The 16708-nt window shown below is 54.1% G+C and carries 9 protein-coding genes; 2 read left to right on the forward strand and 7 right to left on the reverse strand.

Annotated elements, in window-relative coordinates; translation table 11 throughout:
• Window position 1: 1 nt before the first annotated feature.
• The 6 genes from LOC67_RS14305 to LOC67_RS14330 form a co-directional block, all read right to left on the reverse strand.
• Window positions 2–2389, reverse strand: coding sequence for a polyketide synthase (locus tag LOC67_RS14305; RefSeq protein WP_230263287.1), 2388 nt, complete (start codon window positions 2387–2389; stop codon window positions 2–4).
• Window positions 2390–2503: 114 nt separating this feature from the next.
• Complete coding sequence (locus tag LOC67_RS14310; protein ID WP_230263288.1) at window positions 2504–5287, reverse strand: VWA domain-containing protein; 2784 nt, start codon at window positions 5285–5287, stop codon at window positions 2504–2506.
• Complete coding sequence (locus LOC67_RS14315) at window positions 5284–7713, reverse strand: BatA domain-containing protein (protein WP_230263289.1); 2430 nt, start codon at window positions 7711–7713, stop codon at window positions 5284–5286. Before LOC67_RS14315 ends, LOC67_RS14310 begins: the two co-directional genes overlap by 4 nt.
• A gap of 12 nt (window positions 7714–7725) precedes the next feature.
• Window positions 7726–8607, reverse strand: coding sequence for a DUF58 domain-containing protein (locus LOC67_RS14320; protein ID WP_230263758.1), 882 nt, complete (start codon window positions 8605–8607; stop codon window positions 7726–7728).
• The gene (locus tag LOC67_RS14325; RefSeq protein WP_230263290.1) at window positions 8597–9685 is read right to left on the reverse strand and encodes an AAA family ATPase; all 1089 of its coding nucleotides are present in this window, start codon (window positions 9683–9685) and stop codon (window positions 8597–8599) included. Before LOC67_RS14325 ends, LOC67_RS14320 begins: the two co-directional genes overlap by 11 nt.
• Before the next feature lie 360 nt (window positions 9686–10045).
• Complete coding sequence (locus LOC67_RS14330) at window positions 10046–11533, reverse strand: sulfatase (protein WP_261366903.1); 1488 nt, start codon at window positions 11531–11533, stop codon at window positions 10046–10048.
• 428 nt (window positions 11534–11961) lie between these two features.
• Between LOC67_RS14330 and LOC67_RS14335 the strand changes: the two genes are divergently transcribed.
• Window positions 11962–13701 carry a sensor histidine kinase gene (locus tag LOC67_RS14335; protein WP_230263291.1) on the forward strand — a complete coding sequence of 580 codons (1740 nt, stop codon included), beginning with the start codon at window positions 11962–11964 and terminating at the stop codon, window positions 13699–13701.
• 10 nt (window positions 13702–13711) lie between these two features.
• Window positions 13712–15061 (forward strand): sigma-54-dependent transcriptional regulator, encoded by a 1350-nt coding sequence (locus LOC67_RS14340; protein WP_230263760.1) that lies wholly within the window; start codon window positions 13712–13714, stop codon window positions 15059–15061.
• A gap of 84 nt (window positions 15062–15145) precedes the next feature.
• On the opposite strand, the gene LOC67_RS14345 is transcribed toward LOC67_RS14340, so the two are convergent.
• The gene (locus LOC67_RS14345; RefSeq protein ID WP_230263292.1) at window positions 15146–16345 is read right to left on the reverse strand and encodes a two-component system sensor histidine kinase NtrB; all 1200 of its coding nucleotides are present in this window, start codon (window positions 16343–16345) and stop codon (window positions 15146–15148) included.
• Window positions 16346–16708 lie beyond the last annotated feature (363 nt).

Here is a 16708-nt window from a genome sequence, read left to right on the forward strand (position 1 = left end):
GTTAGTCAAACAGACTCTTGATCGCGTTCTTGCGTTCTTTCTTCGTTTCTTCCTGCAAGGCCTCTTGGTCTTGGATTAAACCACGAACCAAGTCCAAAAGTTCATTATAGCTCTCTAAATCCAGCATCTTTTCCAAGACGGCCGTCAATTCGAGCAGAACTTCATCGGCCACCGCGATCGATTTTTCCGTGTTGTCCGTCGCGGATTGCGGATCTTCCACAGTTAACTCGATCGCGTTGATCGTTGCGATTAAATCTTTCATCGAACCGTCGACAACGGCTCGCAAGGGATCTCGGACCCCGCTCCCAAGCCGCTCTTGGCGGTCCTTGGAGTCGATTCGATTGTTGACCATCTCTTGCAGAAGGTCATCAAGCGACTCGGCAATACCAACTATTTCTTGTGCGGTTTTGCTAGCCTGGAGGCTACTTTGCTGAACCCGAAGCCGCAGGATTTGGATCGCTCGGTTTCGGCTTTGTTCGCTATTCGTGGAGTTTGAATCAGAGTCTTCGGTGGGTTCGTCTTCATTGTCTGAGCTTTCGGCCACTTCGAAGCCATCGGCTTTGAACTTCGCAAGTTGATCGCGCAGACCTTGTGTTTCAGTGACGGTTTGTTCGAGCCGGGTTCGTAGTCCGAGTTCTCTCCGCTCGAGCAATGTAAGCAATTCTTCGGGAGTGACGACTTGAAGGCGGAAAATTTCGCTTGTTGTCAGGTGCTCGCCTTCTAGATTGAAACCATCTTTGGCTTCTGCGTAAACACTGATTGATCCGCCTGGCTGAAGGGCTGGGATCGTTTGCGAATTTGTCAGCTCTCGCAAATCGACTTCGATGTTAGCTTTGCCATCACGATCGGGATTCATCGCGACGGTCAAAGGTTGCCGTTCCGGCTGGATTGCACCTTCATTATCCGTACCTTCGCTATCCGGCTGCGTTCCGGGGTCGCTGCTTGCCACCAGCGTATTGATCGAGAAAATTCCGTAGTCATCTTTGACGATGCATTCGATCGGTAGCAACGCGATTGGCGTCACTGCCGTTTGAATCCCTTGAAGGCTGAGATCGATACTCGGTGGTTCGTCGACAATCGCACCGACGAAGTATCGAAATGGTGCTTGAGCACTGATGCCCTCGCTATCGACCGGAACGACACGGACCGCGGTTGGGTCACGGAAGTCATTTAGTTTCAATTTGAAGGACAATCCGTCTGCGGCAACTTCGATTGAGTCTGCGGAGTGTTCTTGCCCTTGAAACTCCAGTGACGCGTTTGCTTCACCGATGGGAACACTGGTCGTTCCTTCGAATACGACATCACTACCTTCACTGATTCGCAACCCGGCTTGATAATCCGTTTCGAAATCAAAGTCGCCTTCGCCGCCCGTTGACGACGATTGCCGCAGGTAGTCTGGATAGCGGACACGGACTTTCATTTCCGTAATCGCCGGAGGTGTGACCGCTTCGACACGGAAGTCGCTTAGCCGGTCGTCTAAACCCAGGATCGAAAATGTGAACGATTCACCAAGGTTGCTTAGCGGTGGCCCATCAAGGACAAACGATTGGAACCCGTCGCGTTCACGGCCGACACGGCGAAAGTTTGATTGTCCACGGGTTCCGCTATCGGTCTGATAGTACAACGTGCAAACACTGGGGACTTCGAAGTCAGCTGTGTTTGCACGAATTCGAAGTGTTGGATTGCTGCCGACTGGCAGACGCACCGTACCGTTGTCGAATTCGATTCGGTCAAGGTCTTCACTGGCCGATGCGGCAGCGGAAATGACGGGTAGATCGATCCCGACCATTTCTAGATTTGCACGCCGTGGCCATTTTGCGTCCGAGAACAACGTTAACCGACCGGCGGCTCGTGCGAACGCCGATGGGCTATAGACGGCAAAGGCCAACATCAGCAGCAGTAACGGAACGACGACCAGTGATTTGTGGATCAGAGGTTCGGATCGAAAGACTCGCCCCGGATCGACGCGATCGATTTCCGCTGCTGCTTCTTCACGAACCAATCCCAGCAGATCGTTTGAGTGTGCATCGCATGATCGCCCCGGTTGAGAAAGCTGAACTGCGGTGATGAGTCGTCCGCGGAGCGACTTGTGATGACGTTCAACGAGCAAGGCCAAACTGTCGTCCGGCAAGGGACGCATCAATCGAGACAGCAGCATTCGGGTCATCACCAAAAGCACTGTCAACCCGACACCGGCGAGTAAGATACTTCGCGCGGACCGAGGCATTTCGTCGCCGCCAAGTGTTACCGGCAAGTAGTCGATCAGTAGGCCTACCCAAAAGGCAATCAGGACAATCGCCGTCATCGCCAACAACGAATCCCAAACCACATAGCGACGGATCCGCCGGCGTAGTGAGTCGAGTAGCGATTGAACTTTGGGGTCGAGCATTGGAAGTTGCAGTTTGGTTTTGAATTTCCGGATGGGGTTCGTCTAACTTGCAGCGTGATCGCGACACTGCCGCGGCGAATAATCTAATTCAGTGATGTTGTTGATTCATTTCGATTATGCCAAGCGATGCAATCGGCGAACGATCCATTCCATCGTAAGGACACTTGCGATCAGCCATAGCAGGACGGCATTGCGTCGCATTGCAAATGCGGCATCCGGGGTTCCAGGAAGGACCGTCAATTGTGGCTGTGGTCGGATCGTTTCACTCAACGCTTGGATAACATTTTGACGGTCACCAAGCTCATCTAGCTTCCAATACTGGCCACCTGTCGCCGAAGCGATCTCGGCTAGCGATTGATCGTTGCGTTGGGGACGTTCTAATTCGACGGTCGGTAACCGGACGGAAACGTTTTGCCGAAGGACGACCTCTTCTAAAACATCGCCGAGTGTCAGCTGTATTTCGTGGTCACCGGGTTGCCGGACGACGAAGCGACCGTCGTACGTTCCCGGACGCGTTTCACCTTCGACCGGAGTCAGGCGGATTTCTTGTGGGGCGCCTTGAGGAACCAACAACGTGGCTTCGACTTCGGGAATCGTCAGCGGTTCGAATTGCTCGTCAGTTAAGACTGCTCGGACAGAAATCGTATCGCCGACCATCGCGCGTGGAGTGTCGACCAATAGCAAGCCTCGGTTACTGTCACGCAGCAACCGTCCTTCGCTGACCCAGCGGATCAGCTTGGTGTAGTAGCTATCGAAATACGAAACGCTCTCGCGCCGCATCCGCCACATTTCACCACTACTTTGGAAATAGACCCGTCCGGCACCATAAAACTGGCTCGCCAGATAAACCGGAAGCGAGTCAGAAATCTTTGTTGAGGGGTCCGAAAAATAGGCGTAAACCTTCGCCACCGGTTTCGCCGCGCGGACGCCAACGTAGTCATAGACGCCACCAAACGAATCCCATGCTTCAAAGCTTTCGGCCGGTTGATCGGTGACCCAAAGGAATTCGGCACGCCGAGCTTCGGCCGTAAATTCAAGCGGCCAGGCCGATTCGCCACCATCGCGTCCGCTGCCCGAGATCAGACCTCGAGTGGAGAACGTGACCGGATAGAAGCCCGCGATTTGAGAGACCCGTGGATCGGTTCGAAGCCGCAGCCAACGCGGATGGAAAACGGGGCCGCCGACAATGATCATACCGCCGGCTTGGGACGAAACCCAACGGTCAAGTAGATCTAGTTGTTCCGCAGAGATCCTGGTCCAGTCCGGATCGAACATCGCGATCGCGTCGTATTCAAACAATTCTGCTGCGGTCGATGGGAACTCGGACAATAGCGAGTCCGCATCTTGGCTCATCCCCGGTTGTCCCGATTGCAACCAAGCGTCCAAGCGAATCGATTTCTCGCGGTACAGCAAGTTTCGGACAAACCGATACTCGCGTGTCGGGCCACCCGCGACGACGAGAACACGTAGCTTTCGAGCGACAACTTCATAGCGAGCGTCACGGACGTTGTCTTGATCATTCTGATCGTTCGCCGGCGCGAGGACTCGGATCGCGAGCTTGCGGCGGCCAACCGATTTGGGTTCCAGTTCAAACTTGACGCCCATCAATCCGCCGTCGCCTTGTAGTGTGACAGTCTGTGTGTCGACGACTTCGGTCGGCAGTTTGGATTCGCCTTTTCCATCGGATGAGTCGAGTGCGTCCAGCAGTTGAACATCGATTTTTAGCTGCTTTCCACCGGTCGCTTGTAGAACGGCCGAGACCGCAAACTTATCGTCTGGATACACGCGTTTGGGGGCATCCAAATCGACAACCCGAATGTTTGTTGGCGGTTCGCTGCTTCCCAGCCCGACCGGATAGACAGCAATCTCGCTGCGTTTTGCCAACGAGGTCGCGGATGCCAAATTGGTGCCGCCGTTGTTTTGCCCATCGGTCAGAACGACGATACCGGCAAGCGTGGTCGGGTCGTGACTGGCAAGAATGCTGGCGATCGAATCGCTAATTCGGCTTTGTGATGCAGACGCGGCGATCGCTTCGCTCCAATCGGTCACCTTGATCGAATCTGGCAACGCGTCTGATTCTTCGTCACTGTCATCCTGTTCGGTCGCGGGCTTTGAAGGGTCTTCCATACCGATCATTGACGCGAACGATTGTCCGGTTCTGACGGAGTAGGCTGAACCCGACATGATGATACCGGCACATAACGCGACCGCGGTGACAACCAGCAGCCAACCCATTGTGGAGGAGCCACCGGAGCCGCTGCCATTGGATGCAACTTTGCTAAATGCACCGATCAGTAGCGAAGCCATGGAAGTCAACAACGCGGTCCCGACAAGCAACATTCCTAGGATCGCGATCGGCGAAACGTTTGCAGCTGGTGGCGACGGAGAATCGGAGTCTGGGTCTGAATCGGCGTTCAGCGTCGCCGGTTGTTCAATGCCTTGAGCTTCTAGCAGAACTGGTTCTGGAGTTTCGCCAAAACCATAAACACTGACTCGGTGTTCTTTGCCAAGTTGCTCGCTCAGTTTGCCTTCGTCAAGAATTTTGGTGACCCGAGCAATTCGACTTTCGCTACCCGGTTCGTCGGATTCGGCCAGCGACATACTTTGGCTGGTATCAACGAGTACAACGACTTCACTTGGGCGGATGATTTCTCGTTGGGTTCTTCGCTGAAGGTCAAAAAAGAAGAACACCAATGCGACGATCGTCACCAATCGCAACAGGATCAATGTCGCACGAACGGGAAGCGTTAGTTCAACGGTGTCACGGCGGTAGAACCGAATGCAAAGTCCACCAAGGACCGCGAGCGAAGCGACCAGCAAAGCCCACAACCACCAGCCATTGATCGTGGCAGCTCGGGCGAATTCGAAAACGATTTGGTCGGAGGCGGTTTCATTCACGAGGCACGTCCTCCTGTTCCCGTGGCTCCCAATCCGAAGCTACTGACTGAACTGCCCAGCTTGCCGGATGCCAGGGCACCACTGGTCTTGGCCGAACCATCGCCGCCTTTGGCATGATAGCTGGCAAGGTAAGCGAGAAACTGTTCACAGATCAGCAAGATTGCCAGCAGTCCTAACATGGCCAATCCGAACGATGAATTGCCAGCGTATTGATTTTGATTTCGCCAGTCATCACTTGAGATGAACTGGATCTCAATGGGCAGCAGAGCTTGGCGAATCTCGGCAGCGTCGGCACGCTGCAAATCTCCTTCGCCACCTGCGATCGTGGTGGCCAAAGGGATCACCGAGCTAACGCCTTCGGTTGACATCACGCCCCATTCGAAAAGCCCTGGGCGGAGAAATTCATCAATTCCGAGAGTCCCGGAAATAAGCATTTCGGTGGGCTTGATTGACAAGCTCGCGACTTCTCCGGCATCACTGGATGATTCAGCCTTGAGCTCAATAACGGTGCGTGGCGGCGACTGTGAGGGAAGTGCCAGTTTGACTTCCGGGAAATACTCTCGCGTTGAAAACGTTCGTGTCATTGCATCGGTGACGACACGCGATGTCGTTGCGGCTGCACCACTCCAGAGCTTTGCGTTGGTCAGCAACATGAATGGGACGAATGTCGGATCACCGGGCCAGTTGGTCCACTTGGCGTCCGGTTCGGTCATGACGGTGACGACCGTTCCTGCACCGACGTAGTGCTCGGTCACGATCGGTTGATTGTCACGCCGTTTTAAAACAGTGCGAAACCTTGGTGCGGTCACTTCGTCATCCGCCGACACGTCATCCAATATCGACCAGCTTTTCTGGATGCCGATCAGTGAAAGTGACGAATCGCCTGCACCGCGAAGCGGATCCAGCAAGGTGTCTTCGTCTCCAAAGAGCATGTCGCCGGTCTTTTGATCACCCCCGACATCGAGGTCGCTGATCCGATCAAGTTGACGTGGTAGCAACTGCCGCCCTTGGGAAAGCAATGTCTGGTTGTATTGTTTCGGTTGAACGTTTTCACCAAGGAACCAAGCCAAACCGCCACCAGCACGAACGTACTCGTCCAGTGCTACACCGGCGGCTTCGGTTAGGTCTGGCAAATCGATCAGGTAGATGGCGCGATAAGGCATCAGCATTTCTTTGCTCGCGCTACGCAAAAACGCTGGTGGTTTGATATCCGGAACGGCTCCGATACGAACTTGGCTGCCCGGATCTAAAACTGCTGCGACGGTGTAGGCACCCGATTCGGTCGGGTCACCATCGATAATTAAGACTCGTTCAGCATCAGACAGAGGCAGTGTGCAAACACGTTTATTGTCAGTCGGAAGAGCGTCGATTGGCAATTCGACTTCGATCGCATGTGTTCCCGTTTCATTGATGAATACTTGAAACGACTTGGTAATCTCGCCACCGGCGGGGATCGAATCGATCACAAGTCCAGGCAGAGACTCACTGATGCCGCTGACTTGACGAGACGGATCGACCGTGGTGACTTCATTGCCATAGCGGATCATACGGCAGGCTAGGGTGACGTTTTTGACGGCCGAGTCCGAGAAGTTCTTAATTGTCGCGCGGACAACCACAGGGACTCCCGCAACCCAAACGTCTTGGACCGGAACCAACCGTGTCACACCGAGGTTGCGTTCTGGGGCGAACGCGCAATCGATCATCCGGATTTGGGTATCTGTGTCAAAGGCTTGGAGCGATTCGGCCAAACGGTCTGTCGCCGCCCAATCTCGCGATCGAAAGTCACTGGCGATGTAGACGAACTGTTCATCGCTATCCATGCCGCCAGCCAATTGTGCGGCGAGGTCGATTGCGGGCACCAAATCGGTGCGGACCGCGCTCGCGTTTGTCGCGACAACACGAGTGATTAATGCGCTGTCATTTTGAATCGTCTGAGCGGAAACATCTGCTGCAGTATCGCCGGACTCGTTGCCAGCTTGCACGGCCAGGGCGGCACGACTTGCACGCATCACCGTAAGCTGATGATTGCCATCACTGGTAGCGAGTCGCTGCGTCAACTGGGCGAGAGCTTCGAGGGCACGATCGTACGTCGTGCGTTCGCCTGATCCGCTGATATCGCCCATCGAATAACTGTCATCAAGAATGACAATATGGTGAGTGGTGCGACCACCCAGGACGCCGAGCAACTGCCGACCGCCAGTCCAACCACAAAGCATGGCGACTAGGACGGCAGCGATGGCGATTCGCGCCAGAAGCAACAGCAGTTGGCGTAGCCGTAGCCATTTCTTTTGCTTGCGATAGCTTGCCAGCAGAAAGTCCATTGCCGCCCAACGCTGACGCCGGTGGCGCAGCATGTTGATTAGGTGAACCAGCGGCGGCACGGCAATAAAGGCGAAGCCGGCGAGCAATGCGGGATAGAGAAACATTGTCCGGCCTCCTTACCGACGCAGTTTGGGAAGTGAGAGTCGGTGCGAAAGAAACTTTGCCAAGAGTGCATCCAGCGGATCACTGGTGCGAACTTGGGTGTAATCGATCGACAGTTTTCCACAAGCTCGTCGAGTCTTCGTCAAGAACTCTTCGAGTGCCGCGATATAGCCATCGCGAAGAGCTTTGGGATTGCAGTTGAGTAGATCGTCGCTTTCCAATCCTTCGAAGCGTGTCGCCCCGTTAAAAGGGAACTCGATTTCATCATCATGAAGCACATGGAACAACGCCACGTCATGACCTCGAGAACGCAGCACGCGTAGGCCTTCGACCAACGAATCGACACCGAGCAGATCGGAAATGATCACGATCAAACCGCGACGTGGGATGGCTTGCCCGACCTGTCTAGCGACACGCGAAAGGTCAGTTCGTCCGTCGGCGCCGACTTGATCGAGCAGCGATAGAATTCGGGTCAGTTGTTGCTGGTTGCTCTTTGCCGGAACGCTTTCCTGCATCACGGTATCAAACGTGATCAGTCCGCAAGCGTCTTTTTGTCGAAGAGCCAAGTAGGCCAGCGAAGCGGCGATCGAAGCGGAATAGTCAAACTTGTTTGTTTGCCCGTCTCCGTAGGACATGCTGGCACTGCGATCGACCAACAACGTCAAACGAAGGTTCGTTTCTTCTTCGTATTGCTTGATGTGTAGACGGTCTTGCCGAGCGTACACTTTCCAGTCGATGTGCCTGAGTTCATCGCCGGGGTGGTACTGGCGGTGCTGCAGGAACTCGATCGATTGCCCAAAGTACGGACTGCGGTGCATCCCGGAAAGAAAGCCTTCGACCACACGACGCGCGGTCAGTTCCATCCGGCGAATACGCTGCGTGACTTCAGGACGCAAAAATTCTTTGGAATCGGGCATCACGTGATAGCTCGTCTTCGGTCGTTGGGGTCGCCGCTACGATGCGGTCGATGACATCGTCGCTGGTTACACCGTCGCTTTCGGCGGCGAAGTTAACGACCATCCGGTGACGAAGGACCGGTTTGGCAAGTTGCTGGATGTCCTCGACAGAAACGTGGAATCGCCCCTGCAGTAACGCGCGAGCCTTACCACCGAGAATTAAAAACTGAACCGCCCGCGGACCCGCACCCCAGCCAACCAGGTCGTTGACAAAATCGGGGACCCCGTCGTCGCCGACGCGGGTTTGGCGGACCAGCGAGAGTGCAAATCGGACGACGTGGTCGCTGACCGGAACGCGACGGACAAGGTTTTGCAATCGAACGATTTCGTCCGCATTAAGCACCGCGTTGACGGTCCCGGTGTCGGTTCCGGTGGTACGCCGCGCGACTTCGAATTCTTCGTCGAAGCTGGGGTACTTCACATACACCTTGAACATAAACCGGTCTTGCTGGGCTTCCGGCAGCGGATAGGTTCCTTCTTGCTCGATCGGGTTCTGCGTCGCCAACACAAAGAAAGGTGTCGGCAATGGGTGGCGAGTCCTACCGACGGTGACCTGCCTTTCCTGCATCGCTTCTAATAGTGAAGCCTGTGTTTTTGGAGGCGTCCGGTTGATTTCGTCGGCCAGGACGATGTTGGCAAACAACGGGCCTTCCATGAAACGGAACGCGCGATGCCCTGAGTTCCGATCTTCTTCGATGATTTCAGTCCCGGTCACATCGGCCGGCATCAAGTCGGGGGTAAACTGAACCCGCGAGAATGACAGGTCCATGGTTTGCGCCAACGTGCTGATCATCAGCGTTTTGGCCAAGCCGGGAACGCCTTCGAGCAAGATGTGGCCTCGGCTGAATAGCCCGATCATGATCTCATCGATCACTTCCTGCTGTCCGACGATCACTTTCGAAAGCTGCTCGCCGATCTGTTTCTTGGCTTCGTTCAATCTGGACGCGTCCGCCGCAGAAAGTTCGCTTTGCCCTGTTCCTTCATTTTCTGCCGAGTTACCGGCTGTTTCGACCGACATCTGGTGTGTATTCCTTGTGGAGGTTCAGGTCGCCTACATCGCCACTGGCTGCAGTATCTTTGTCTGCAGTGTCTCTGTGGACAGCACTGCAGTAGTGCCTTTTTGAAATCAATTGCAATATTATGCAATGTCAATCGTCCACGCTGGCGTCATCCATCCGGCTCATCAAAAACCGCGCGATCTCGCTAGGATACCAGCTTTTACAACATAACAGCACATCAACCACGCAAATATAGCGGCTTGTGCGCCGATGCACCCTGAAAAGGGGTTTAGTGGCCGCTAGCACTGACACCGTGTTTTGGGACTGCGTTTTTAGCACCGGTAGGCTACTGGGAACTCGCCTCACATCAGTGCGCAGAGCTATCGATTGCTCAATGCATGTTGCAGTTGCCGATCTAGCCGTTGGATCGCGTCTTTGATTTCGGCGTCTGGACTGTCGATTAGATTCCGCGTTTCATCGGGATCGTTTCGCAGGTCATAGAATTCGTCGCGGCCGACGTTTTTCCGATCACGAATCAGCTTGTAGTCTGGCGTTCGATAGGCAACCAAATCGGCTTCGGCGTAGTTGATCATGTTGTATTCGGCCAACATGTTTTGTTTCCAATCTGCAGGGACGTTGCCTTTAAGAAGTGTCACAAAGCTGCGGCCGTGGTGCAGCGAGTCACTTGGGGGATCGACCTTGGCCATCTCAAGAATCGTTGGCCAGAGATCCAAGCTGGTGACTGTCTGATCAATCACCGTATTCTCTTTGACAACGCCAGGCCAGCGGACGATTGCCGGTGTGCGAAGGGAGTGGTCATAGAGATTCGGTCGATACTTTTGGGAAATCACCTTGGTGCCTTGGTGCACGTTCTGCGGCGGTTTGTTGGTTGCCCAGATGCCGTTGCCTTTGTGCCAGATTCCGTTGTGTCCCATGTTGTATCCATGATCGGAACTGAAGATCACGATGGTGTTGTCCGCAAATTTGCGTTCGTCCAGTCGGTCAAGGATCCTGCCAAGATTGCGATCCACTCCGGTGGTGCTGGCCAAGTATTCCCGCATCTGCCGTTTTACTTTCGCAATGTTTAGATCCGGGTAGTCCGGGTTCGGAATCGCCGGATCCAGTTGTGCGTATGGCAACCAGTCCTCTTTGGCAACTGGCAGCCAGGCCCCGTGTGGTGCTCGCGTGTGAACACATAAAAGAAATGGCGAGTCAGACGACTGGCGATCGAGGAATTCCAACGCTCGATTGGTCAGCAGATCTGTGGTCAGGCCTTCGAATTGATTAACCTTGCCGTTTTCTTCCAGCATTGGGTTGCTTGGGGTGGTGCCGCCGCTGGTCAGCCCCATGAAGTAGTCAAACCCGTGGTGCCGGGGGTGAAACTGTTCGTGCCCCGGCGCGGTCCAGTCGCCCAAGTGCCATTTCCCAACCAGTCCTGTCCGATAGCCATTTTGTTGCAAGACCTCGGCAAAAGTCAGGCTTTCGTCTGGCGGGAGAGCCACTTCATGATCGGGATCGAACAGCCGGTGATCTGGACTGGGAATAAAGTCGTCGATACCAAATTCACTCGCATAACGACCCGTCATCCAAGCAGCCCGGGCGGGGCTGCAAACCGGTGTGACACAAAAAAAGTTCCTCAAGACGGCACCTTCTTGCGCCAAGCGATCCATGTGCGGAGTCGACGCGGCAGGGACATCATCAAATTGTCCGCTTGTCACTGCATTGCCGACAGCCCAAGCGGCTTGATCGTCGGTATAGACGATCAACACATTCGGAGGTGCCGCCGCGACATGGGCAATTTGAATGACCGCTAGCCATGCGAAACCGACCACGAGCCACAGACGGTGATGCAAATATGAAGCTATCAAAACGTGTTCCGACTAGCTGAAAGGGAGTGAAGCATTCGGAGCTTGAAACGATTGTGAGGCGAGTTTTTATAAACCATTTTGACGCGCCGTTTCGAAAGTTCGGCAGCATTGCGCCAATCACGGAAGGTAGCGGCAGCGTCACGTTTTCGCGAATGTGCCAAAGGTTGCGTAGTGGATGGGGGGAATCTTTTCGGGAGCATGATGCTAGCGAATCAGGGATAACGATTGCTCTTGGGACAACGTGATCATTTCGAAGCAAAATCTCGCTGTGGTAGGCGACTTTCTGACCTTGCTGCGTTGTCCCGGTCGTCACTATTGTCGCACATGGATGGTCGTGTTTCACGCGAGCATGCTGCCGGGACGTCGACGCGGAATATTCCCAAATCAGGGGCGCAGGGATGATGCGAGGTTGGAAAATTCGAACCAAGATGGTTTTAAGCCTGTGCCTGCTTGCGGCTGCCATCGGTGCATTGGTCTATAGCAGCTGGTCTCAAATGTCTGGCGATCGCGCTTTAGCCATGGAAATCGGCCAGCTCGCTGATGAGATCAACCATGCGCACGAACTGAAACGCTGGGGAGAAGGATTGGAGCGATCCTATCTGAAGCTTGATTCGCTGGACAAAGAGCAGCAAAAATCGAAAACCGATCCGATCGTTTTCGAATTCCCGGACGCGCGTGGGAAAGCGATCGAGGACGTGAATTTCTATTTTGAGCGATTGGAATTCACACTCAACAACTACCAGGCTTGGATCGCGACGCAATCCAAGTCCGACGTCGAAAGGTCCTTGTTGATTGATCGGACCCAGCAAGACGTGAACCTGAAAAGCATCAAATCGCTGCTCGACCGGACACGCGAAGACTGGGACAAATGGATGAACGTCGAGCACGGGTCGATCTTCATGACGTTCTATTCAGCCGACCTCTCTGAAAGGATTCCTGACCTGTCCGCTCAGATCAACGGGCCTTTTGAATCGATCAAGGTCGCGATGAAGGGTTTTCGCAACAAGGTCGACTCAGAGCATCAAAGCAAACGCAGCACCTTTTGGGCTCTGACTTGCATTTCGTTCTTCTTCATGCTGTGCCTCGCATGGGTTTTTTGGACGTCGATCGTCGTTCCGTTTCGCACTTTGATCAAAGGTTCGGAGCTGATCGCTGCAGGCCATCACAAGCACAAAATTCTTTTGGGAACGAATGACGAAATCGGGTTGATGGCCGAGACCATCAATCAGATTACTGACGGATTCAATGAGGCTGTTGAGAACACGACGCTGGCTTGGAAGCGAGCCCAACAGGAAGTACGCGAACGTACTCGGGAAGTCATCCAAAACGAACAGCTGGCGAGTGTCGGTTTTCTTGCCGCCGGTGTGGCACATGAGATCAATAACCCTCTCGGCGCGATCGCATGGAGTGCAGAGGCACTTGAAGAATCGATTGATGATCTTCCCGAAGATGAACTCGCCCAAATCGATCAAGACTTTGTCGCGGAATTAAAAACAAACCTGGGGCTGATTCAGTCCGAAGCCTTCCGGTGCAAAGGCATCACGAAACGCCTGCTGAGCTTTTCGAAGCTAAGCGATTCGATGCGAGCCCCCGAGGACCTGGGCGAATTGGTTCGACGGGTCGTCGGCTTGGTTGCCAAAGTTGGCGAATACCGGTGCAAAACCATCAAGACGCACCTTGGCGACGAAGTGCTCGCCTACTGCAACGCTCAGGAAATCCAACAAGTCGTTCTCAATTTGGTTAGCAACGCGTTGGAATCGGTTGATACCGAAGGCAAGGTTGACGTCTTTGTTCGGCAGGAATTTGATCCGCTGAGCGGTCGGACCAATGCGGTCGTCTCGGTCGAGGATGACGGCTGTGGAATGACACAGGAAGTGATGGACCATTTGTTCGAGCCGTTCTTTACTCGGCGTCGCGATAACTCGGGAACAGGGCTCGGCTTAAGTATTAGTGCGCGGATCGTTTCGCTGCATCATGGTTCGCTGACCCCCCACAGCGAAGGCGAGGGTTGTGGTTCAAAAATGGTCTTACGATTGCCAGCCGAAGCTCCTAAAGAAGTAGCTGCGCCGACACTTCGCATGCCGGCGATTTCTTCACCGATCGATGCTGCCCCACAGATCGATGTAGACTCCGAACAGAACATAGAAGATGTCGAAAAAGTCGCCTGAATGTGAATCGATGCACGTCTTGTACGCCGATGACGAGACGACATTGCAAACGCTGATGAAGAACCAGTTGGAAAAACTGGGGCACAGTGTCGTGGTCTGTCCCGATGGCGAAACCGCTGTCGCGGCAATGGAACGCGAGCCGTTTGATTGTTTGATCGTCGACTTAGACATGCCAGGCATGAAAGGTGCCGAAGTCATCGAGCGGGCCCGTGTGATTCGCCCTGACATCGAAGCCGTCGTTATCACCGGCAAACCCGATTTGCAATCCGCACTCAAAGCGATCGACAACCATGTGTTCGCTTTTGTGACAAAGCCCTGTAGCTTCAAGCAAATCAAATCGCTGTTAAGCCAAGTCTATCACCGACTGTCTCGGTCACGACGATTGGCGGCACTTGAACATCGTGTCCGTCAAACCGATGGTGATGGCCAGCTTGTCGGTGACGGCGAAGCGATGGCCCGTGTTCGCAAAGTCATCGAAAAGGTCGCGCCAACCGAAAGCACCGTGATGATCCGCGGTGAAACCGGTTGCGGGAAAGAATTGGTCGCAAGAGCGGTTCATGCGGCAAGTCTTCGCGCTGCCGAGCCGATGGTATCGATCAACTGTGGTGCGTTGCCCGAAAACCTGATCGAAAGTGAACTGTTCGGACACGTCAAAGGTGCATTTACAGGTGCCGACAACGCTCGCGTCGGTTTGTTCGAAGTCGCCGATGGCGGAACCATCTTCTTGGACGAAATCGGCGAGCTGCCGCTCATGATGCAAGCCAAGTTGCTGCGTGTCTTAGAAACGGGCGACATTCGTCGTCTGGGAAGCAATCAATCCAAACGTGTCGACGTCCGAGTCATCTGTGCGACTCACCGTGATCTTGAAAAGATGGTGCAGGAAGATCAGTTCCGCGAGGATTTGATGTTTCGTATCAACACGTTTGAAGTCCACGTGCCGGCCCTGCGTGAACGTCCCGAGGACATCATGCCTTTAGCGGCACACTTGTTGCGTCGGCATCGTAGCGATTGTGACGGGAACGAACTGTTCACCGAAGAGGCAAAGACGGAGCTGTTGGCGCACAAGTGGCCCGGCAACGTCCGTGAGTTGGCAAATGTTGTTGAGCACGCTGCTATCCTTTGCGACCGACTGCCAATTGATGCCGAGCATTTGCCACGGCACTTCAGCCGTCGACAATTGCGAAGCGAGATTCGGGAATCGGGACCGATGACGATTCGCGAGATGGAGTTGATCGCGATCGATCGAGCCATCGAACGACATAGCGGAGATAAAAAAGCGGCTGCCGAAGAATTGGGAATCAGCGTGAAAACTCTTTACAACAAGCTGAATTCGGCGGAAGAGAAAGAGCGTGCCGCGTAAGCTGACCGGCATACCTTGGCAATATCGACAGGGCCCGTTTCAACCGAAAGGCGACTTTGCTTCTGCAGCCGCCTAGCGAGTTTTTTAGGCATCCACACTTGCGATTGGGCTCGCGGTCAGCATCTGAAGCGTGACGGCAGTGCCAACGCCCTGCTGGCTATCGATCGAGATCAAACCGTGGTTTTTGTCCATGATCATTTTGCAGATCGATAGACCAAGCCCCATACCACGAGCCTTGGTTGTGTAAAAAGGCTCCATGATCTGTTCGAGCTGCTCTGAATCGATGCCTCCCCCGGTGTCCCGAACGACAGCCGAAGTGACTCCGTCGGATTCCTTCACGGTGATGCTGATGTCGCCGCCATCAGGCATTGCATCGCAAGCGTTTCGAAGCACGTTGCGAAAAACGATTTGCAATTGCTTGGGGTCTGCCATCACCATGGGCGTATCCGTATCGAAGTCACATGTTAGACGGACATTTTCGGGAAACGGTTCCTGGGAACACAGCTCTTCGAATACCTGCTTTAGGTGAATCGGTTTGACCGTCGCCTTGTGCATGCCCGAGGTCTCCGAAAGCGCGGTTACGATTCCGTCGATCATTCCGACTTGACGTTCGATCCGTTGCAAATGGTCACGCTTCTTTTCCTCGCTGATGTCCTGAGCGTTTAAAAGAAAATAGGCGGAACTTTTGAGCACGTTTAGCGGATTGCGAATCTCGTGCGCGATGCCACCAGAGACGCGTCCCATTGCGGCAAACTTTTCTTTGCGGACCAGTTCACCTTGTGCTTGGCTTAGTTCGTTGGAACGAAGTTGAACTCGGTTTTCAAGTTCGTTGTTCAAAGCGGCCAGTTCTTCGTTCGCGCTTGCCAGATTTCTTTCTGCAGTCTTGATGTCTGTGATGTCGCGAACGATTCCGGTGAAGAAACGCTTTCCGCCAACTTGATAGACGCTGACGGCCAAGTGAAGCGGAAATGTGGATCCGTCGCGCCGTCGACCTTCGACCTCCCTGCCGATGCCGATGATCTTACGCTCTCCGGTTTGGTTGTAGTGGTCGATGTATCCGTCGTGCTGTGATTTGTCCGGCTCGGGCATCAGCATCGAGATGTTTTGGCCAATCAGTGACTGCTGGTCATAGCCAAACATCGCTTCTGTTGCAGGATTGATCGATTGAATCAGTCCCTTCTGATCAATGGTGATGATCGCATCGACAGCATTGTTCAAGATCGCTTCGAGTTGCGCCAGGCGTTCGGCATCGGAGGCGTTATCAGGGATGTGGTCGGGCATCATGGAACTGTCGAGTTGGTGGTGCGACGAGGGAACGGCTGCCGATTGGCGTCGATCGCTAGTTCGTTTTAGCGGCAGTTTGGTGATCAATTGTGATCCAGATTGTCACAGGTTGTGGACATTGTCACAGGGGGCTTGAGGGCACATCGGTGATTCTGTCGCAGGGATGGACAAATCGTTGAATGAAATGCGGTAAACTGCCTACATTGATGACGTGTTCGCTGAATAAGCGCCAATGAAATAACGTCAAGTCAGATTCATGATCGCCACGCCCTGGTCGTTGGACAGGCACCCCTCCGCACGTCGCCTTGGCCGGAGAGGCTTGGCTGCGAATCGATTTCCGAACACGTCCACCTGACGAAGATG

The sequence above is a fragment of the Stieleria sp. JC731 genome, from assembly GCF_020966635.1.
Lineage (GTDB): Bacteria > Planctomycetota > Planctomycetia > Pirellulales > Pirellulaceae > Stieleria.

Bases quoted from the DNA above. Each gene is read 5' to 3' on its own strand.
- LOC67_RS14345 (WP_230263292.1), bottom strand. From the start codon at position 16,345: ATGATGCCCGACCACATCCCTGATAACGCCTCCGATGCCGAACGCCTG.
- LOC67_RS14335 (WP_230263291.1), top strand. From the start codon at position 11,962: ATGGTTTTAAGCCTGTGCCTGCTTGCGGCTGCCATCGGTGCATTGGTC.
- LOC67_RS14340 (WP_230263760.1), top strand. From the start codon at position 13,712: ATGCACGTCTTGTACGCCGATGACGAGACGACATTGCAAACGCTGATG.
- LOC67_RS14325 (WP_230263290.1), bottom strand. From the start codon at position 9,685: ATGTCGGTCGAAACAGCCGGTAACTCGGCAGAAAATGAAGGAACAGGG.
- LOC67_RS14315 (WP_230263289.1), bottom strand. From the start codon at position 7,713: ATGTTTCTCTATCCCGCATTGCTCGCCGGCTTCGCCTTTATTGCCGTG.
- LOC67_RS14305 (WP_230263287.1), bottom strand. From the start codon at position 2,389: ATGCTCGACCCCAAAGTTCAATCGCTACTCGACTCACTACGCCGGCGG.